The following is a 20,636-nucleotide window of genomic DNA, read 5'->3' as shown; positions in this document are numbered from 1 at the left end:
CTTTTCAGATTGATAGCGTTTGGCTGTCTTATCTTTTACCATCTTATTTCTGTCTTACTATACTACAAAAAAAGACCATTGTAAAACAGGAATCACTCACTACATTTTACAATAGCCTTTTTCATTACTGACTGACCATCTTTTCAGTTACAGAATTTTTTATTTTCTACGAAGTGTGACTACTACCTTTCTGCACGGCTCATCGCCCTCACTGTGTGTTGTCACATAAGGATCGTTTTGAAGCGCTGAATGGATGATTCTTCTCTCATACGGATTCATCGGCTCAAGGAAAACAGGACGTCTCGTTTTCTTTACCTTAAATGCTATGTTTCTTGCCAGGTTTTCAAGCGTTGCCTTTCTTCTTTCCCGATAATTTTCTGTATCAAGCTTTACCCGTACATAGGAAGCCTTTCCTTTATTTACTACAAGAGAGGTAAGATACTGTAAAGAATCCAGCGTCTGTCCGCGCTTGCCGATCAGGATCCCCATATCTCCACCGGAAAGATCCACAGACAAGGTGTCCTCTTCAAAAACGCAGCTAACCTCGACATTCATCTCCATCGTCTTAAATACGTCTTTTAAGAAGGTTTCCGCTCTTCTGATCGCCTCTTCCGGATCTGCCGGGATTCTTGGCGTTCTGGCAGCCGCCTCTTTTACAGGCTTTTCTGCCGCCGGTTTCTTTTCTTCTCTGACCGGCTGCGCAGCCTGTTCCTTTATTTCCTGTTTTACTTCAGGTCTGATTTCCTTTTCCGGCTGTGTCGGCTCCGGTCTCTTTTCCTGCTTTTTCTCTTCTCTGTGAGCCTCTTTGCGATATTCTCTTTTCGACTCCCTGTGGAAGTCCCGCTCTTCTTTGCGCTCTTTTTTCGGCTCTTTTTTGGCCTCTTTTTTTACTTCCTTTTTCGGCTCCTTCTTTTCTTTGCCGAATACTTCCTGCATAAGGTCTTCATCTGTGAATTTCTTCTTTGCCTCGATGACAGCTTTCTTACCGCCAATCCCGAAAAATCCTGAAGAACCTTTTTCGATCACTGTATACTCGATATTATCACTGCTTGTCCCAAGCTGGATCGACGCCTCTGTGATGGCATCTTCTACTGTTTTGGCAGTTACTCTGATAAAATCCATAACTGATCCCCCCCTACTACTTCCTGGCATTTCTCTCATTATACTGCTTTACCATCTGTGCCTTTGATGCAAGGCTGCCCGGTTTTGCTGTTGATGTATTCTTATAATAATCCGTAGACTTCTTTATCTTTTCCTGCTTTTCCTCCGCCGAAATCTCCGGACGCTCAATATGCTTTGTATTGATCTTTGCTGTATTTGTGATCTTCTGAGGCGGAAGACCCTGTTTTGCACGCTTTTTGTTGATCTTTTCAAGATTCTGCTTTACCAGCTCATCCAGATCCATACTGTCCATCTTTTTATTGATGATCAGCTGCTGGATACAGCGGATAACGGCACCGGCGATCCAGTAAATACCCATACCAACCGGGAGAGTCAGACAGAATACTGCAGACATGATCGGCATAACGTTATTCATCATCTTCATCGTGCTGTCCATCGAATTCTGCTCTTTTTTCTGAGGAGCCTGCGTATTCGTAGACACTGTCATCAGCTTTGTGTTCATCCACTGGGATACTGCAGAAAGGATCGGAATAAGAGCAGCTCCTATAGCCAGCAGGATCGCCCCGGCAGAAATCGCCCGCATAAATATCTGAAGCGGAGCATCTGCAATATTCAGACCAAGGAAGTAATTCATATGGTCCACTGTTTTCTGTGTATCCATGACAATATCCGATATATCCGGAAATTTGTCAGCAAGTGCTGCCCAGTTGTCTGGCTTAAATTTATAGAGAACATCGATCAGTGTATTCTCTGTCATTTCTTTAAACGCCACGCCAGTTGACTTTGCAATCTCTGTCATGAACTTCTCAGCACCGGATAAATCCATCAGTTTCTGAGCCAGAGGCATAAATGCATCCTTTACTGATGTTACGTATGCCGGAATATTCCAGATCACACGATACAATGCAAACAGAATCGGCATCTGGATCAAAAGCTGTACACAGCTTCCCATTGGATTTACGCCATACTTTGCATAGACAGCCTGTGTCTCTTCATTCATCTTCATCATGGCTGCCTGATCCTGGTTCTTACCCTTATACTTTTTCTGAATTGCCTGAAGTTCCGGATTCATACGGGATGAAAGCCTGGAAAATTTCTGCTGCTGAATGGTAAGCGGCGTCAGGATCACATAAATCACAATTGTAAAAAGGATAATACAAAGACCGATATTTGCAATACCGATCTGTTCCTGAAGCCAGAATATTGCATTCATTATATATCCCAATATACTCGCTATCGGTCCGATAATGAATGTCGTGCTCTTTGTTAATAACATTTCTTATTTTCCTCCTCATGGAACGGGGTCGTATCCGCCTTTTGAAAAAGGATTACAGCGAAGTATTCTCCACAAGGCAAGAATACCTCCTTTTATGGCTCCGTATTTTTCGATTGCTTCCAGACCATACTGAGAACATGTCGGAATGTACGGACATCTTGTTCTTTTCATCGGCGAAAGGTATTTCTGATAGAATTTAATCAGATAGATCATTACTTTTTTCATTTTGGTTTTCCACTTCTTTCTGTTCTGCCGGTTTCATAATTCCATGAAGCCTGGCAAGATGAAGCAGTGCGCTCTCGATATCAAAGAAACTTTTTTCTTTAGCGCCGGGTCTTGCGATCACTACTATATCAAGACCATCAACAAATTTACCTTCATTCAATCGATAACTTTCCCGGATCAGTCGTGTAATCCTGTGCCTTACAACGCTGTTTCCTACTTTTTTACTGACTGAAATACCAATACGGTTCTTCTGCATGTCCTGCTCTAAAATATACATGATCAGATATTTGTTTGCGTATGATTTTCCTTTTCTGTAAACACGCTGAAAATCGCCGTACTTCTTTAAGGATTCTGAGAATATCATATTTTCTTCCCTGCTTTTTATGATAGAAGAAAAGGCCACATAACTGCGGCCTATGCTGACAATACTTTTCTTCCTTTTGCTCTTCTGGCAGCTAAAACTTTTCTTCCGCCTGCCGTGCTCATTCTTGCTCTGAAACCATGAACCTTTGATCTGGATCTCTTCTTCGGCTGAAATGTCATCTTCATAATCCGGCACCTCCTTTTATAATTCCAACTCACGTATATTTTTTAGAAAACATCGTTTCTATTATATGCAATAACGCTGTGTAAGTCAAGTAATTCCTGCATTTTTTTAGAAGTTCCCTGTGAATTCCCCGGGTATTTCCATTGGAATCAACCTCCTATTCACACGTTTTCACAAGATATCCACATTTTGTGGATAAGATGTGGATATCTTTTCTATATTTTGTTTAAAACTGATTTTACGTTTTCCACAATCCCCTATTTTTCGCTATTTTTTTTATGTTTATAATGTTTGTCCACTTATTCACATCTGCACTCAAAAACGTCCTTTTATTGAATTTATCCACATCAGGTGCTATACTTTTGTGTGGATACCTGACGACATTGTGGATATCATTTTTTCCAAAAAAAGTTATGATTGCTAAATCACTTACTTTGCGTTAATATTAGTATAGGAAAAAATGGTTTTTTGGAGAAAAATATATGGACATACTAAAAGAAAAGTGGGAAGAAATTTTATATCTCGTAAAAGTGGAGCACGAGCTTTCCGATATTTCATTTAAAACATGGCTTCAGCCGCTGCAGCTCCACGACGTATCAGAACATACTGTTACGATCCTTGTTCCCTCTGAACAGATGGGGATTGATTATATTACAAAAAAATATATGTTCCCTATCAAAGTAGCGATCGCGGAGCTCACGGGAAGAGAGTATGATATATCCTTTATCCTTCCGGAACAGGCAAAAAAATATGAAAAAAAGAAGAAATTTTCCGCAGTAAACCTGCTGGATAACAGTTCTAATGCAGAAAAAGCAAATTTAAATCCAAAATATACGTTTGACACCTTTGTCGTCGGAAATAACAATAAATTTGCGCATGCAGCGGCTCTTGCCGTAGCGGAATCTCCCGGAAAAATGTACAACCCTCTGTTTATTCACGGAGGAGCCGGACTGGGAAAAACGCATTTGATGCATTCTATCGCGCATTTTGTACTCCAGCAAAATCCGCAAAAAAAGGTATTATACGTCACGAGTGAAACCTTTACGAACGAACTGATCGATTCTATCCGTAATGGAAACACGACTGCAATGACCAAGTTCCGTGAAAAGTACCGCAATGTAGATGTGCTTCTCATCGACGATATTCAGTTTATTATAGGAAAGGAAGCTACTCAGGAAGAATTTTTCCATACCTTTAATGACCTGCATGGAAATAAAAAGCAGATCATTATTTCGTCCGATAAACCTCCGAAAGACATAGAAACACTGGAAGCCCGGCTCCGTTCTCGATTTGAATGGGGTCTGATCGCCGATATCTCTTCTCCGGATTTTGAGACACGTATGGCCATTCTCCATAAAAAGGAAGAAAATGACGGATATGATATTGATAATGAAGTCATCAAGTATATCGCAATGAATATCAAATCCAATATCCGTGAGCTGGAAGGAGCTTTGAATAAGCTCGTTGCTCTTAGTAACCTCGAAAACAGAGAAATCACAGTCCGTCTGGCAGAGGAAGCGCTGAAAGACATTATCTCACCGGATGAAAAAAAGGAGATCACACCGGCGCTTATTGTCTCCATTGTAGCGGAACACTTCCATATTACAGAAAATGATATAAAAAGTAATAAACGAAATACCGAAGTGGTGTATCCCAGACAGATCGCAATGTATCTTTGCAGCAATATGACCAGCGTAGGACTGAAAAAGATCGGAGCCGAATTAGGAGGCCGCGATCATTCCACCATCCTTCACGGTTCCAAAAAAATTGCGTCTGAGATAAAAACCTCTGATACCGTCAGGAATACGATTGAGATTCTCAAAAAGAAAATCAACCCAACATAAAGTTATCCACAAAGTTATCCACTTATCCACATGATATCCATTGTACAACTTGTGAACCCCGTGTGGAGAACTGTTGATATTTTTTCGGACAAACCGTACATTTTCTTTTGAAAATCCGGTTGCTGTGCATAACCTCACGTTTATCCAAACGGTTTGTCCGCATATTTCACATAGTTATGATTTCCGGTTTTGCCTTATTTTACGCGGATTTTTTTATTTTTACACTTATCCACACCCTTTAATAAGGCTACTGCGGATTTTTTTATTTAATATTTATTCTAAAGGCTGAAGGGAGCTTACACATCATGAAAATTACATGTACTAAAAATGACCTGCTAAAAGGTGTGAATACCGTTATGAAAGCCGTTCCTTCAAAAACAACAATGCCGATCCTGGAATGTATTTTGATTGATGCCTCTTCCGGTATGATCAAATTTACGGCTAATGATATGGAACTTGGTATCGAAACTATTGTGGAAGGAACTATCTGGGAAAAAGGAATAGTTGCTCTTGAAGCAAAGCTTTTTTCAGAGATCATCCGAAAACTGCCTGAAAACGATGTTATTATTTCTTCAGATGAAAAAAATAATACACAGATCATATGTGAGAAAGCAAAATTCTCCATTATGGGGAAAGAGGGAGAAGATTTCTCTTACCTTCCTTTTGTGGAAAAAGATTATAAAATCACAGTCTCTCAATTTACATTAAAAGAAGTGATCAGACAGACGATCTTCTCTATCGCACCAAATGACAGCAACAAGATGATGACAGGTGAGTTATTTGAAATTCACGAAAATGAACTGAGAGTTGTCTCACTGGATGGTCACAGAATTTCTATCCGGAAAATAGAACTGAAGTCAGAATACGGTGACAAAAAAGTGATCGTTCCAGGAAAAACACTGACTGAAGTATCAAAAATACTTTCCGGCGGAACAGAGGATATGGTGGATATCTATTTTACAGATAACCATATCGTTTTTGAGTTTGATCAGACAGTGGTAGTATCCAGGCTGATTGAAGGAAATTATTTCCGTGTCAACCAGATGCTTTCGAATGACTATGAGACAAAGGTCACAATCAACAAAAAAGAATTTCTGGACTGTATTGACAGAGCTACGCTTCTGGTAAAAGAGGGGGACAAACGGCCAATTATCCTCAATATCGCAGAAGGTGTTATGGAGCTTAAAATCTCATCTCAGATCGGTTCTATGGATGAGGTGATCGACATCAGTCTGGAAGGCAAGGACATTAAGATTGGCTTTAATCCTAAATTCCTGATCGACGCTCTTCGCGTGATCGACGATGAAATGATAGATATTTATTACATGAATCCGAAAGCGCCATGTTTTATCAGAGACGAGGAACAATCCTATATCTATCTGATCCTACCGGTCAACTTTGTAGATGCATGATCCTTTTTTGAAAAAAAGATGTCACATAACGCAGGAGGAAAAATGGAAGTATCTGAAATCAGGTTAAGAGAGGAATATATTAAGCTCGGACAGGCCTTAAAGGCTGCCGGGCTTGCCCAGTCCGGGGTGGATGCCAAATACATGATACAGGATGGAAATGTCCTGGTAAATGGTCAGCCGGAATTCCAAAGAGGAAAGAAACTCTATGAAGGAGATGAAATCTCATGCGGAGATGTTCGGATCCGGATCACAAAATAATCGCGTAAAGATGGGGTAAAAATGATCGTCGAATCAATAAAACTGAATCATTTTCGTAATTATGACAGGCTGGAGCTGGATTTTCATAAGGGGACGAATCTTTTTTACGGAGATAATGCGCAGGGAAAGACAAATATACTGGAATCTGTATATTTATGCGGAACTACGCGTTCTCATAAAGGGAGCAAGGACAGGGAGATCATCCATTTTGGGGAGGAAGAGTCGCATATCTGTATGCGGATCCGGAAAGGAGACATTCCCTACCGCATTGATATGCACTTGAAAAAGAATAAGGCGAAAGGGATTGCGATCAATGGTGTGCCGGTAAAAAAGGCAAGTGAGCTCATTGGTCTTGGCAATTTTGTATTTTTTTCTCCAGAGGATCTTAATATCATCAAAAACGGGCCTTCGGAACGGCGGCGCTTTCTTGATATGGAGATGTGCCAGCTTGATAAAATATATCTGTATCATCTGTCAAATTACAATAAGGTGCTGAATCAGAGAAACAGGCTTCTAAAGGATTTTTCTGTTTATAATGAATCACAGGCTATGCTTGATGTTTTAGATGAGCAGCTTGTTTTGTACGGAAGTGACCTTATCAGGCTGAGGAGCGTTTTTGTTTCTGAGCTAAATGAGATATTAAGACAGATACACAGCAGTCTTTCCGGGAGGAAGGAGACACTCGTGCTGGAATACGAGGCAAATGCGTGTGTGGATATGTTTGAAAATGCTCTGAAAAAAAACAGAGAAAAGGATGTCAGGACGCGACTTACAAATGCGGGTCCGCACAGAGATGATCTGTGTTTTCTGATCAATGGAATAGATATACGGAAATATGGTTCACAGGGGCAGCAAAGGACTGCCGCCCTGTCTTTGAAGCTTGCAGAAATAGAGCTTGTAAAGCAAAATGTGAAGGATACGCCAGTACTTCTTCTGGATGATGTACTTTCTGAGCTGGATTCCAGCCGGCAGAAATATCTGCTTGAGAGTATTCATGATATACAGACGATGATCACATGTACTGGGATTGATGATTTTGTCAGTTACAATTTTCAAATAAATAAACTGTTCCAGGTGATTTGTGGAACGGTTCATGAAAAGTAGATTAGGAGGGTTTCAATGAGTGCAGAATACGGTGCAGATCAGATCCAGATCCTGGAAGGTCTGGAGGCAGTAAGAAAAAGACCCGGAATGTACATCGGAAGTACTTCGGCAAGAGGACTTCATCATCTGGTTTATGAGATAGTAGATAATGCAGTTGACGAGGCTCTGGCCGGATTTTGTAATTATATCACCGTGACGATCCATAAAGACAACTCCGTTACCGTGACAGATAACGGGCGCGGTATCCCGGTAGGCATCAACCATAAATCGGGACTTCCGGCAGTTGAGGTTGTATTTACGGTGCTTCATGCAGGAGGAAAGTTCGGCGGTGGAGGATATAAGGTATCCGGAGGACTGCACGGCGTGGGCGCATCTGTAGTAAATGCGCTGTCTGTATGGCTGGAAGTAACGATCTGCCGGGAGGGCAAGGTATACCGTCAGCGCTATGAAAGAGGCCATGTGGTAGAAAAGCTTCAGGTGATCGGCTCGTGTGATCCTTCCACATCAGGAACGACAGTGACGTTCCTGCCGGATGATGAGATCTTTGAGGAGACTGTTTTTGATTTTAATACATTAAAACAGCGTCTGAGAGAGATGGCTTTTCTGACGAAAGGCATCAAGATCGCTCTGACAGATGAGAGAGAAGAGGAAAAGATTGAAAAGGTGTTCCACTATGAGGGTGGGATCAAGGAATTTGTCGCATACCTGAACAAGGGAAAGAATGCGCTGTATGACGATATTATGTTCTTTGAAGGAGAGAAGGATGGTGTGTACGTCGAGGTGGCGATGCAGCACAATGATTCCTACTCGGAAGGAAGCTACAGTTTTGTAAATAATATCACAACTCCGGAGGGTGGTACGCATCTGACGGGATTTAAAAATGCGCTGACAAAGACCTTTAATGATTATGCGAGAGCAAATAAGCTCATTAAGGACAGTGATCAGAACCTCTCAGGAGATGATATCCGGGAGGGTCTGACGGCGATCATCAGTGTGAAGATCGGGGAACCGCAGTTTGAGGGACAGACGAAGCAGAAGCTGGGCAACAGTGAGGCGAGGGGAGCTGTCGAAGGTATTGTGTCGGATCAGTTAATGATCTTCCTGGAGCAGCATCCGCAGGTAGCGAAGATCATTGTAGAAAAATCGATCATGTCGCAGCGCGCAAGGGAAGCTGCGAGAAAAGCGCGCGACCTTACCAGAAGGAAATCAGCTCTTGACGGTATGTCTTTGCCGGGAAAGCTTGCCGACTGCTCGGATAAGGATCCGTCTAAATGTGAAATCTATATCGTGGAGGGAGACTCTGCCGGAGGCTCTGCCAAGACAGCAAGGAGCCGTGCGACACAGGCGATCCTTCCGCTTCGCGGAAAAATCCTGAACGTGGAAAAGGCAAGGCTGGACCGCATTTATGGAAATGCAGAGATAAAAGCAATGATCACAGCGTTCGGAACGGGAATCCATGATGATTTCGATATTACGAAGCTGCGCTATCATAAGATCATCATTATGACAGATGCCGACGTGGATGGCGCGCATATTGCGACGCTGCTGCTGACATTTTTGTACCGGTTTATGCCGGAGCTGATAAAGCAGGGGTATGTGTATCTGGCACAGCCGCCGCTTTACAAGCTGGAGAAAAACAAAAAAGTATGGTATGCCTACAGTGATGAACAGCTTCAGAATATTCTCAATGAGGTAGGGCGCGACCAGAATAATAAGATCCAGCGTTATAAGGGACTGGGAGAGATGGATGCAGAACAGCTCTGGGAGACAACGATGGATCCGGAGCGCAGGATACTGAAAAAAGTGGTGATGGATGAGGATCAGTCAACAGAGATTGATGTGACGTTTACAACTCTGATGGGAGATCAGGTAGAGCCAAGACGTGAGTTTATTGAGGAGAATGCGAAGAAGGTAAGAAACTTGGACATTTAACCACAGTCAGGAGGAAAAATCATTGGAAGATAATATTTTCGACCAGATAAAAGAAATAGACCTGAAAAAAACAATGGAGGAGTCGTATATCGACTACGCCATGAGTGTAATCGCAGCGCGTGCGCTGCCGGATGTAAGGGACGGACTGAAGCCGGTACAAAGGCGTGTCCTCTATTCCATGATCGAGCTGAATAACGGTCCTGACAAGCCTCACAGAAAATGTGCCCGTATTGTCGGTGATACAATGGGTAAGTACCATCCGCACGGCGACAGCTCTATCTATGGAGCACTTGTCAATATGGCACAGGAGTGGTCCACGCGGTATCCTCTCGTGGATGGTCATGGAAACTTTGGTTCTGTTGACGGGGACGGCGCTGCAGCGATGCGTTATACAGAGGCAAGACTGAGCAAAATTTCCATGGAGATGCTCGCTGATATTAACAAAGATACGGTGGATTTTTCTCCGAACTTTGACGAGACAGAGAAGGAGCCGACCGTGCTTCCGGCGCGCTTTCCAAACCTTCTTGTCAATGGTACTTCAGGTATCGCGGTAGGTATGGCAACGAATATTCCGCCGCACAATTTAAGAGAAGTAATCTCGGCGGTAGTAAAGATAATCGACAATCGCGTAGAAGAAAAAAGAGATACCTCGATCGAAGAGATCATGGAGATCATAAAAGGACCGGATTTCCCGACCGGGGCACAGATCCTGGGTACGCGTGGGATCGAGGAGGCATACCGGACAGGAAGAGGCAAGGTCCGCGTGCGCGCGATCACGAATATCGAGACAATGCAAAATGGGAAGAGCAGGATTATTGTGACAGAGCTTCCCTACATGGTAAACAAGGCGCGTCTGATCGAGAAGATAGCGGAGCTGGTGCGTGATAAGCGGGTTGACGGGATCACTGCGATCACAGATGAGTCAAACCGCGAGGGAATGCGCATCAATATTGAGCTTCGAAGAGATGCAAATGCAAATGTGATCCTGAACCAGCTTTATAAGCATACGCAGCTTCAGGATACGTTTGGTGTAAATATGCTTGCACTGGTAAACAATCAGCCAAAGGTAATGAATATCCATGAAATGCTGCTGCATTATATCCGCCATCAGGAGGATGTCGTTACCAGAAGAACAAGATATGAGCTGAATAAAGCAGAAGAGCGGGCACATATTTTACAGGGTCTGCTGATCGCGCTTGATAATATTGACGAGGTGATCCAGATCATCCGCGGATCACAGAATACGCAGATCGCAAAGACGGGGCTGATGGAGCGCTTCGGGCTGACAGAGGCACAGGCGCAGGCGATCGTGGACATGAGGCTGCGTGCGCTGACCGGTCTGGAACGGGAAAAGCTCGAGACGGAATATAAAGAGCTGATGAAAAAGATCGAGGAGTACAAGGCGATCCTTGCAGATGAAGCCCTTCTTCTTGGTGTGATCAAAAAAGAGATCACAGTGATCATGGATAAGTACGGCGACGAAAGAAGAACCTCGATAGGATTTGATGCGTTTGATATTTCGATGGAGGATATGATCCCGGACGAAAATGCGGTCATCACAATGACGAAGCTTGGGTATATTAAGCGTATGACACCCGATAATTTTAAGAGTCAGAATCGTGGCGGCAAGGGAATTAAAGGAATGCAGACGATTGATGACGACTACATAGAAGAGCTTCTGATGACAACGACACATCACTTCCTGATGTTCTTCACAAATAAGGGAAGAGTGTACCGGCTCAAAGCGTATGAGATACCGGAAGCAGGAAGAATGGCGCGCGGTACTGCGATTATCAATCTACTCCAGCTGATGCCGGATGAGAAGATCACAGCGCTTATCCCGATCAAAGAATATAAAGAGGGCCGTTTTATGTTCATGGCAACGAAAAACGGTATTGTGAAAAAGACGCCGATCACTGATTTTGCAAATGTGAGAAAAACTGGTCTGGCTGCCATCAATCTCCGGGAAGAGGATGAGTTAATCGAGGTCAAATTCACAAATAATAAGAAAGACATTTTCCTCGTGACGAAGTACGGTCAGTGCATCCGGTTCAGTGAACGGGATGTAAGAAGTACAGGAAGAGTATCCATGGGTGTCATCGGTATGAATCTGTCTGACGGCGATGAGGTGGTAGGCATGCAGCTCGATACGCAGGGAGAATACCTGCTGATCGTATCAGAAAATGGTATGGGCAAGCTCACCTCTATTGAGGAGTTTACTGCGCAGAACCGCGGCGGAAAAGGTGTGAAATGCTACAAGATCATGGAGAAGACAGGAAATGTTGTCGGTGTGAAGGCTGTCAGCCGGGATAATGAGGTCATGATGATCAATACTGAGGGGATCATCATTCAGATGTCCTGCGAGGATATCTCTGTTCTCGGAAGAGTGACAAGCGGCGTGAAGCTTATGAACATCAACACAGATACTGAGGTAAAGGTAGCAAGCATTGCCAAGGTCCGTGAACCTGCGGCAAAGACAGAAGAAGATACGTTAAAGGAACTGGAAGAAGAGCTGAAGAAAGAAGAATAACTGGATGAGAGTACGAAGGTTAATCGCCATATGGGCGGCAAAGCTTGTCAGTACCGGGTGTAAGCTTTCCGGCAGGCAGGGAGTTACGTTTGCCGGAAAGATCGCACTGAAGATAGATCCGAAGATCCTTGGGGATCTGGCTTCTCAGGTACGCGAAAAGATTTTTGTTGTCTGTGGCACGAATGGAAAGACAACTACAAATAATCTGCTCTGTGCGGCTGTCGAGTCAGAAGGGAAGAAGCTGGTGTGCAATCATACAGGCTCTAATATGCTCGCAGGCGTGGCGGCTGCCTTCGTGCTGGCGGCAAAAAATAACGGGAAGCTGGATGCAGATTATGCGTGCATTGAGATAGACGAGGCTTCTACGCTTCGCACATTTCCGCATTTTAAGCCGGATTTTATGGTGCTGACCAATCTTTTCCGCGATCAGCTCGACCGATACGGTGAGATTGATACAACAATGGATATGCTAAAACGTGCGATGCAGATGGCTCCGGATATGACAGTCATAGTAAACGGAGATGACGCACTGTCTTCATATCTGGCGATGGAGAGCCATAATCCATATAAGACTTACGGGATCACGGAGCAGGTGTTTGAGTCACACAGTGAGCATGAGATCAGAGAGGGACGGTTCTGCAAGAAATGCGGCGCCCGTCTGGAGTATGAGTTTTACCACTATAGCCAGATCGGAAAGTATGACTGCCCGAACTGTGATTTTACAAGACCGCCGATCGACTTTGAGGCGTCTGCCATAGATATGACAGATGGACTGCAGTTTGATGTGGAAGGACGTCATATCGCGGCAAACTATCGCGGATTTTATAATATTTATAATATCCTTGCCGCTTACAGTGCGGCCCGTACTGCAGGAATGAAGCTGGAAAATTTTGACCAGGTGCTGCAAAGCTTTCATCCGCAGAACGGACGCATGGAGCACTTTGAAATAAACGGCACGGAGGTACTTTTGAATCTGGCAAAGAATCCGGCCGGATTCAACCAGAATATCTCGGCAGTGATGGAGGACGAAAAAGAAAAGGATATTATTATCGTGATCAACGATAATGCGCAGGACGGAACGGATATTTCCTGGCTGTGGGATGTGGATTTTGACCGTTTTTCAGATCCATCGATCCGCTCTGTCACCGTCAGCGGTATCCGGTGCGAGGATATGAGACTTCGCATGAAGTATGTGGATATCGAATCAGAGCTTATTGCGGATGTAAAAAGCGCGATAGAGGCAAGAATTGGAGACGGCTGCAAAAATCTGTATGTGCTGGTTAATTATACGGCGCTGTTTTCTACGCGGAACCTCCTGGCAGAGATGCAGAAGAAATAGGCGCGCGGGGAAGTCGGACGGGACATGGACGGGAGGCTGTCATGAAGATTAAGATAGGACATTTATATCCGGATCTGCTTAATCTGTATGGAGATAGAGGGAATATCCAGTGCATGAAGAAACGCTGTGAGTGGCGTGGGATCGAAGCGCAGGTTCAGGAGTTCCATATTTCAGATCAGGTAGATTTTTCGGATCTTGATATTGTACTGCTTGGCGGAGGTTCTGACAGAGAGCAGATGCTGGTATGCGAAAAATTAAAAACAATCCGTGAGGATTTTAATGAGTATGTTGTGGATAACGGCGTCGTTATCGCGGTCTGCGGTGGATTTCAGCTGCTTGGACACTACTATGATACAGAAAACGGGAGGATTGAAGGGCTTTCTCTGGTAGATCTCTATACAGAACAGGAGAGTCCGCGTCTGATCTCAAATATTGTCATAGAAAACGATGCGTTTGAATATCCCATCGTCGGCTTTGAAAATCATGGAGGACGTACCTATATCGGCGAAAATCAACCGCTTGGCAAGGTGCTCTTCGGTCATGGAAATAATGGAAAAGACGGTGTAGAAGGGGTCCTCTATAAAAATGTGGTGGGCACGTATCTGCATGGGCCTCTGCTTCCTAAAAATCCGCACGTCTGTGATTATCTGATCAGACACGCACTGGAGCGCAGATATGGGAGATCAGAGCTGGAGCCGCTGGATGACGCACAGGAACTGGAAGCAAACAGATACATCGTTGAACGGTTTGTCAAACAGAGGGGCTGAAAAAGTGCTTGACAAAAAACCAAAAACACGGTAGGTTATATGCGTATAAGTAAATAAATATTTTTCTCTTATTCAGAGTGGTGGAGATACAAAGGATCTGTGAAGCCACGGCAACCCCGGAATCGGAAGGTGCCAACCTGAGCGAGTAAACTCGAACAATAAGGGGATTTGATTCAACTGATTAAGTCCGCCTTTTCGGCGGATTTTTTGTGTTAAAAGAAAGGAAGGAACAGAAGATGGATAAATTATTATTTACGTCTGAATCAGTAACAGAAGGACATCCGGATAAGATGTGCGATCAGATCTCAGATGCGATCCTGGATGCGCTTATGGAACAGGATCCGATGAGCCGTGTTGCCTGTGAGACAGCTACTACGACGGGGCTGGTACTGGTGATGGGAGAGATCACAACAAAGGCTTATGTAGATATTCAGAAGATCGTGCGTGATACCGTCCGGGAGATCGGATATACGAGAGGAAAATATGGCTTTGATGCGGATACCTGCGGAGTGATCACGGCAATTGATGAGCAGTCTACGGATATTGCCATGGGCGTAGACAAAGCACTTGAAGCAAAAGAAAATAAAATGACAGATGACGAGATCGAGGCGATCGGAGCCGGAGATCAGGGTATGATGTTTGGATATGCGACAAATGAGACAGACGAGTATATGCCATACCCGATCAGCCTTGCTCACAAGCTTGCTCTTCAGCTTACGAAGGTAAGAAAGGACGGGACACTTTCCTATCTGCGCCCGGATGGAAAGACACAGGTGACGGTAGAGTATGATGAAAATGGCAGACCGTCAAGACTGGATGCAGTCGTTTTATCTACTCAGCATGATCCGGATGTGACGCAGGAGCAGATTCATGAGGATATCAAAAAGCATGTATTTGATGTGATACTTCCAAAGGAGATGATTGATGATGAGACAAAGTTCTTTATCAATCCGACGGGACGTTTTGTGATCGGGGGACCGCATGGAGACAGTGGTCTGACCGGACGGAAGATCATCGTAGACACATATGGCGGATATGCAAGACACGGCGGCGGTGCTTTTTCAGGAAAGGACTGCACAAAGGTTGACCGTTCTGCAGCATATGCGGCACGCTATGTGGCAAAGAATATCGTAGCTGCAGGTCTGGCAGATAAATGTGAGATCCAGTTGTCCTATGCGATCGGTGTGGCAAGACCGACGTCTGTTATGGTGGATACAGCAGGTACTGGAAAGCTTTCAGATGAAAAGCTGACAGAGATCGTGCGTGAAAACTTTGATCTGCGTCCGGCGGGCATTATCAAGATGCTTGATCTGCGCCGTCCTATCTACAAACAGACAGCGGCTTATGGACATTTCGGAAGAAATGATCTGGATCTGCCGTGGGAGAAACTCGATAAGGTAGATATACTCAGAAAATATCTGGCATAATCATAACGCATAAAAGTAAGAAAATCCGGGCAAGCCTTCGGAAGCTGCAAAGAGGAATGCAGTTTCCGGAGGTTTTTCCTGTCTTTTATAAAAAGTTTAGAATTATAGCATATTGTTTAGATGCGTTGTGATTTTGGTTATGCTATACTTACACATATGAGGTGATATTGTGAAGCTGAAGACCAGACTTATTATAGCGTTTCTGATCATTATTCTGGCTCCGAGTATTCTTTTCGGAGTAGCACTTCTCGGATTTACAAAATATCAGATGAATACGCTTGAAGAAAGCTATGGGATACCCATTTCGTACGAAAATATATCAGATTCCATGCAGGTGATCGGAAAGACGACGCAGGATGTCTTTGAAGAGCTGAAGAAGCAGGCAGATGCAGATCCCCGGAAATTTCTGGACAAAGAATATTTGGGACAGATCAATACCAGCCTGATGGACAAGCATTCATTTTTACTGGTGCGCCTTGGAGATACTCTGTATTATAACGGTTCAGAGGAGGACGTGAGCGAGCTGTTCGATCAGCTTCCCGCTTATCGGGGGTTTGTCAGCGCATCAGACGGGGGCTCCTATATAGGACGCACGGTACAGGCCTTTGTCAAGCAGCTGGATCTTTTGCTTGAAAATGATCAGGAGGCAAGTATCTTTGTAGTATCGTCAGCCAGTAAAATCGTCTCTCAGACGAAAAAGCTTATGGTAGATCTTCTGATCTCGATCGGCATTATCCTTGTATTTACAGCGTTTCTCATGATCATATGGATCTATACGGGGATTCATACACCGCTTGGAAAGCTCAGTGAGGCGACACATCGGATCAAGGAGGGAGATTTTGATTTTGAGCTGGAGGCAAAGGGACACGATGAGATCAGTGAGCTGTGCCGTGATTTTGATGAGATGAGACAGAGGCTTAAAGACCTTGATGAAGAAAAGAAGACGTTTGACCGTCAGAGCAAGGAGCTGATCAGCAATATTTCCCATGATCTGAAGACGCCGATCACGGCAGTTAAGGGATATGTCGAAGGGATCATGGACGGCGTCGCAGATACACCGGAGAAAATGGACCGCTACATCCGCACGATCTATATCAAGGCCAATGATATGGATCGTCTGATCAACGAGCTGACGTTTTATTCAAAGATAGATACAAACAGGATCCCTTATAATTTTAACAAAATTGACGTGACAGAGTATTTTGATGACTGTGCGGAGGAGGTCGGACTTGAAATGCGGGAAAGGAACATTGTTTTCTCGTATATCAATACGACAGATCCGGGCGCGCTGATCATTGCGGATGCAGAGCAGCTAAAAAGAGTCATCAATAATATTATCGGAAATTCTGTAAAATATATGGATAAGCCTAAGAAGTACGTGCAGCTGCGCGTTATGGATATTGGAGACTTTATACAGATCGAGCTTGAGGATAATGGAAAAGGCATTCCCAATAAAGATCTGGTATCTATCTTTGACCGGTTTTACCGGACGGATCTGTCTCGCAATTCTTCTCAGGGAGGGAGCGGCATCGGCTTGTCTATTGTGAAAAAGATCATTGAAGACCATGGCGGACGGATATGGGCTACGAGCAGAGTAGGAGAAGGAACTACGATGCATTTAGAAATAAGAAAATATCAGGAGGTACCTGGAAATGAGTAGAATACTGATCGTGGAAGACGAGATAGCGATTGCAGATCTGGAGAAGGATTATCTGGAGCTGTCAGGATTTGAGGTGCAGACAGAAAATTCAGGAGATACAGGATTAAAGCGTTCGCTGGAGGAGGATTTTGATCTGATCATCCTGGATCTGATGCTCCCGGAGGTAGACGGATTTGAAATCTGCCGGCAGATCAGGACAAAGAAGAATGTTCCGGTGATCATGGTATCTGCAAAGAAGGATGATATTGATAAGATCCGGGGGCTGGGACTGGGAGCGGATGATTATATGACGAAACCATTTAGCCCCAGCGAGCTTGTGGCGCGTGTAAAAGCACATCTGGCGCGGTATGAGCGTCTCGTAAACAGCAATGTACAGGAAAATGATATTATCGAGATCCGCGGGATCAAGATCGACAAGACTGCGCGCCGTGTATGGATCGAAGGAGAGGAAAAGAATTTCACGACAAAGGAATTTGATCTTCTGACCTTTCTTGCACAGAATCCAAACCATGTCTATACGAAGGAAGAGCTTTTCAAGGAAATCTGGGATATGGAATCGGTCGGCGATATCGCCACGGTTACGGTACATATCAAGAAGATACGTGAAAAAATAGAAAAACAGTCATCAAAGCCGCAGTATATCGAGACGATATGGGGCGTCGGCTACCGTTTTAAGGTATAAATCAGAAAAAAATTGACAAACAAGTTTCTTTTTTGTATTATTTTTATTGCATAGGAAATTCCATCCTATGCAATAAAGATGCTCCGCAGGGAAGCATACACAATTATACACAATTCTAAGAGGTACTGTTATGAGCCGGAAAGTTTTCATCTGTAAATTCAGATCAGCGATTTGATAAATTCCGGCTGTCCGTCTGCCCTTTTCCGGGCAGTTTTTCCAAACATATAGAAAACTGAATAAGAAAGACAGATTCTGGAGGTTTAAGGATATGAAGTGGAATATAAGGAGACAAACGGGACTTCTGTATCTGTGTGAGCTACCGTATTCGTTTCGGATGGTAGATGCTGTGTGGGTGATTTTTCTGCTGGAAAGGGGATATTCCCTGGCAGAAGCAGGACTTGCAGAGGGGGTCATGCACAGCACAAGTATGATCTGTGAAATTCCCACAGGAATGCTGGCGGATCTTTTTGGGAGAAAGCGGACAATGATATTGTCCGGAATAGCCGGAATGTGTTCCGGGATTTTTATGAGTCTGGACGGATGGAGAGGCTGGATTTATGTTGGTATGATGTTTTCCGCATTCAGCTGCAATCTGTTGTCCGGTACGCAGGAAGCGCTTGTGTACGATAGCCTGCTGGAGGCCGGACAGGAGCGCATGTATCGGAAGGTATGGTCAGGAATCAGTGTGACGGGGAGAGTTTCAAGAGCAGCTGCGTGTGCGATGAGTCCTGTGGCAATCGCAATCGGATACCGACATACCTACGGTGTGATGGTAGTTCTGTGCTTTAGCGCAGTACTTTTGATGATGTGGGTACAGGAACCTGCTGTGACAGAAATGCAGAAAAGAAGGATAAAAAATCATCCGGCAGAAGAAATGGTCAGCCTGACAGGAAGTTATCCGGGGAAAATGGTACAGCGTATCCGCACACATGTCGCGCAGACGGTACGTTTTGTCTGTGCGCATCCGCTCGTAATGTGCAGGATTTTTGCGGATGCGGCGATCGCCTGTCCGTGTTACCTGATTTTGATGTATTTACAGGAGCATCTTGTAAACTGTGGCTGGCCAAAAGCGTTTATAGGAATACCGGTATTGATTATTTCGATGGCGGGAGCTGTCGGGGCGTCTGTGGCGGCAAAAAGCAGTATGGGGATAAAAAAAGCAGTTCTTGTGTGCGGCCTGTTTGGAGGGATCGGCACGTGTCTGACGGGTGCACAGCAGATCGCAGTCATTCTTTTTGGAGCATGCGCCGCTCAGTTTAGTGAAGGGTTTTCCGGTATCCTGGTCAGTGAAAGTGTAAATCAGGATTTTACGAGTGATCAGAGAGCAACGCTTGTCAGTATTGACAGTATGATGTACTCTGTACTTATGGTCGCAGCCAGTCCTGTTACCGGATTTTTAGGGAGCAGGTTTGGGGTAGAGGCTTCCTTTTATCTGCTGGGGAGCATACTTAGTGCAGGGACGGTGCTGTATGGGATCACTCTGATATGGAAAAAGCGCAGTATCTGTAAAAGACCAGACAAAGACCAGAGAAGCAGAACACAATAAGGATCAATGGAGAGAGACATGAAAATCTTATATGAGGATAAAGAGATCATTGTCTGCTGCAAGGAAGCAGGCATTGCAGTACAAAGCGCCCGTATCGGGCAGCAGGATATGGTGAGTATGTTAAATAATTATCTGGCAGGGGAAGCGTGCGGATATGTAGAAAATGGTGTGCATACTGTGGAAAACTCTCCTGAAAAATCAGAGAGCCGTGGAAAAGGGCCGAACTCAACCGGAGGATATGCAAAAGCACGCAAGGGACAGGAAGCTGTGCAGATTCATGTTGTGCATCGCCTGGATCAGCCGGTTGAAGGGATCCTTGTATTTGCCAAGACGAAACGTGCAGCTTCGGAGCTTGGCAGACAGGTATCGGACGGCAGGATGAAAAAGATATATCATGCGGTATGCTGTATGGAAAAGTGTCCGGAAAGAAAAGAGGACAGCATTACGCTGGTGGATTATCTGGTAAGAGATGGAAGAAACAATACTTCTTTTGTATCAGATCAGAATCATAAGGATGCAAAGAGGTCTGTGCTTGCCTGTCGTATTTTAAAAACAGTGGATGCTTCGGTTGGAAGGGATGCTTCGGGGGACGGAAAGGTGTACGCTCTGGCTGAGATCAATCTCGGCACGGGGCGTCATCATCAGATCAGAGTCCAGATGTCTCACGCCGGAATGCCTCTTTACGGAGACAGAAAGTATAATACACGGTGGGAGGAATATGTGTTGCCTCCAGGTGAGGACAGAACACCGGATCGCAGGATGGAACATGGCGTACAGCTTGCGCTGTGTGCGTCAGAGCTTTCTTTTGTTCATCCCGTTTCAGGAAAGCAGATGACATTTGCAATAAAACCGCAGGGCAGGATTTTTGACATTTTTGGAGATGATAATTTCCGGGTATAGAAAAATCTGAATAAAACATACTAAAGGCATCGGAACAGTTTTGAGAACAGCTACAGAGGAATGAC

The 20,636-nt window shown here is 44.4% G+C and carries 18 protein-coding genes and 1 riboswitch; of the genes, 13 read left to right on the top strand and 5 right to left on the bottom strand.

Features of this window, described 5'->3' with window-relative positions:
- Positions 1–159: 159 nt before the first annotated feature.
- From jag to rpmH, 5 genes are read right to left on the bottom strand one after another with little or no spacing between them, the layout of a single operon-like run.
- Complete coding sequence (jag, locus tag QOX44_RS02865; protein WP_283681175.1) at positions 160–1,122, bottom strand: RNA-binding cell elongation regulator Jag/EloR; 963 nt, start codon at positions 1,120–1,122, stop codon at positions 160–162.
- Between the two features lie 16 nt (positions 1,123–1,138).
- A complete protein-coding gene (locus QOX44_RS02860; RefSeq protein ID WP_283681174.1) occupies positions 1,139–2,398 on the bottom strand; it encodes a YidC/Oxa1 family membrane protein insertase in 1,260 nt (419 codons plus the stop codon).
- A gap of 15 nt (positions 2,399–2,413) precedes the next feature.
- Positions 2,414–2,623 carry a membrane protein insertion efficiency factor YidD gene (gene yidD, locus QOX44_RS02855; protein WP_283681173.1) on the bottom strand — a complete coding sequence of 70 codons (210 nt, stop codon included), beginning with the start codon at positions 2,621–2,623 and terminating at the stop codon, positions 2,414–2,416.
- Positions 2,595–2,987: a ribonuclease P protein component gene (rnpA, locus tag QOX44_RS02850; RefSeq protein WP_283681172.1), complete on the bottom strand. Its 393-nt coding sequence runs from the start codon at positions 2,985–2,987 to the stop codon at positions 2,595–2,597. The genes yidD and rnpA overlap by 29 nt, the downstream gene beginning before the upstream one ends.
- Positions 2,988–3,037: 50 nt before the next feature.
- Positions 3,038–3,172, bottom strand: a complete 135-nt coding sequence (rpmH, locus tag QOX44_RS02845) for a 50S ribosomal protein L34 (protein WP_120393652.1) — start codon at positions 3,170–3,172, stop codon at positions 3,038–3,040.
- A gap of 480 nt (positions 3,173–3,652) precedes the next feature.
- On the opposite strand from rpmH, the gene dnaA reads away from it, so the two are divergent.
- From dnaA to QOX44_RS02780, 13 genes are all read left to right on the top strand, one after another.
- Positions 3,653–5,014, top strand: coding sequence for a chromosomal replication initiator protein DnaA (gene dnaA, locus QOX44_RS02840; RefSeq protein ID WP_283681170.1), 1,362 nt, complete (start codon positions 3,653–3,655; stop codon positions 5,012–5,014).
- 305 nt (positions 5,015–5,319) lie between these two features.
- Positions 5,320–6,426: a DNA polymerase III subunit beta gene (dnaN, locus tag QOX44_RS02835; protein ID WP_283681169.1), complete on the top strand. Its 1,107-nt coding sequence runs from the start codon at positions 5,320–5,322 to the stop codon at positions 6,424–6,426.
- Positions 6,427–6,468: 42 nt separating this feature from the next.
- On the top strand, positions 6,469–6,684 hold the full coding sequence (locus QOX44_RS02830) for an RNA-binding S4 domain-containing protein (protein WP_283681168.1): 216 nt from the start codon (positions 6,469–6,471) through the stop codon (positions 6,682–6,684).
- Positions 6,685–6,705: 21 nt separating this feature from the next.
- Complete coding sequence (gene recF, locus QOX44_RS02825) at positions 6,706–7,788, top strand: DNA replication/repair protein RecF (RefSeq protein ID WP_283681167.1); 1,083 nt, start codon at positions 6,706–6,708, stop codon at positions 7,786–7,788.
- A 15-nt stretch (positions 7,789–7,803) separates the two neighbouring features.
- Positions 7,804–9,720: a DNA topoisomerase (ATP-hydrolyzing) subunit B gene (gyrB, locus tag QOX44_RS02820; RefSeq protein ID WP_283681166.1), complete on the top strand. Its 1,917-nt coding sequence runs from the start codon at positions 7,804–7,806 to the stop codon at positions 9,718–9,720.
- Between the two features lie 22 nt (positions 9,721–9,742).
- A complete protein-coding gene (gene gyrA, locus QOX44_RS02815) occupies positions 9,743–12,250 on the top strand; it encodes a DNA gyrase subunit A (protein ID WP_283681165.1) in 2,508 nt (835 codons plus the stop codon).
- A gap of 4 nt (positions 12,251–12,254) precedes the next feature.
- A complete protein-coding gene (locus tag QOX44_RS02810) occupies positions 12,255–13,589 on the top strand; it encodes a Mur ligase family protein (protein ID WP_283681164.1) in 1,335 nt (444 codons plus the stop codon).
- Between the two features lie 41 nt (positions 13,590–13,630).
- Entirely contained in the window at positions 13,631–14,356 is a 726-nt protein-coding gene (locus tag QOX44_RS02805; protein ID WP_283681163.1) for a type 1 glutamine amidotransferase, read from the top strand.
- A 65-nt stretch (positions 14,357–14,421) separates the two neighbouring features.
- A riboswitch (SAM riboswitch) is annotated at positions 14,422–14,521 on the top strand.
- A gap of 71 nt (positions 14,522–14,592) precedes the next feature.
- The gene (gene metK / locus QOX44_RS02800; RefSeq protein ID WP_283681162.1) at positions 14,593–15,783 is read left to right on the top strand and encodes a methionine adenosyltransferase; all 1,191 of its coding nucleotides are present in this window, start codon (positions 14,593–14,595) and stop codon (positions 15,781–15,783) included.
- 169 nt (positions 15,784–15,952) lie between these two features.
- Positions 15,953–17,443 carry a sensor histidine kinase gene (locus QOX44_RS02795; RefSeq protein ID WP_283681160.1) on the top strand — a complete coding sequence of 497 codons (1,491 nt, stop codon included), beginning with the start codon at positions 15,953–15,955 and terminating at the stop codon, positions 17,441–17,443.
- Positions 17,436–18,125: a response regulator transcription factor gene (locus tag QOX44_RS02790; protein ID WP_283681159.1), complete on the top strand. Its 690-nt coding sequence runs from the start codon at positions 17,436–17,438 to the stop codon at positions 18,123–18,125. The genes QOX44_RS02795 and QOX44_RS02790 overlap by 8 nt, the downstream gene beginning before the upstream one ends.
- A 268-nt stretch (positions 18,126–18,393) precedes the next feature.
- A complete protein-coding gene (locus QOX44_RS02785) occupies positions 18,394–19,671 on the top strand; it encodes an MFS transporter (RefSeq protein ID WP_283681157.1) in 1,278 nt (425 codons plus the stop codon).
- Between the two features lie 18 nt (positions 19,672–19,689).
- A complete protein-coding gene (locus QOX44_RS02780; RefSeq protein WP_283681156.1) occupies positions 19,690–20,571 on the top strand; it encodes an RluA family pseudouridine synthase in 882 nt (293 codons plus the stop codon).
- The last annotated feature ends 65 nt before the right edge of the window (positions 20,572–20,636 follow it).

Origin of the sequence: Parablautia sp. Marseille-Q6255, from assembly GCF_951230155.1 — a bacterium.
Taxonomy (GTDB): Bacteria; Bacillota; Clostridia; order Lachnospirales; family Lachnospiraceae; genus Choladousia.
This window is presented reverse-complemented; position numbering and strand designations above follow the sequence as displayed.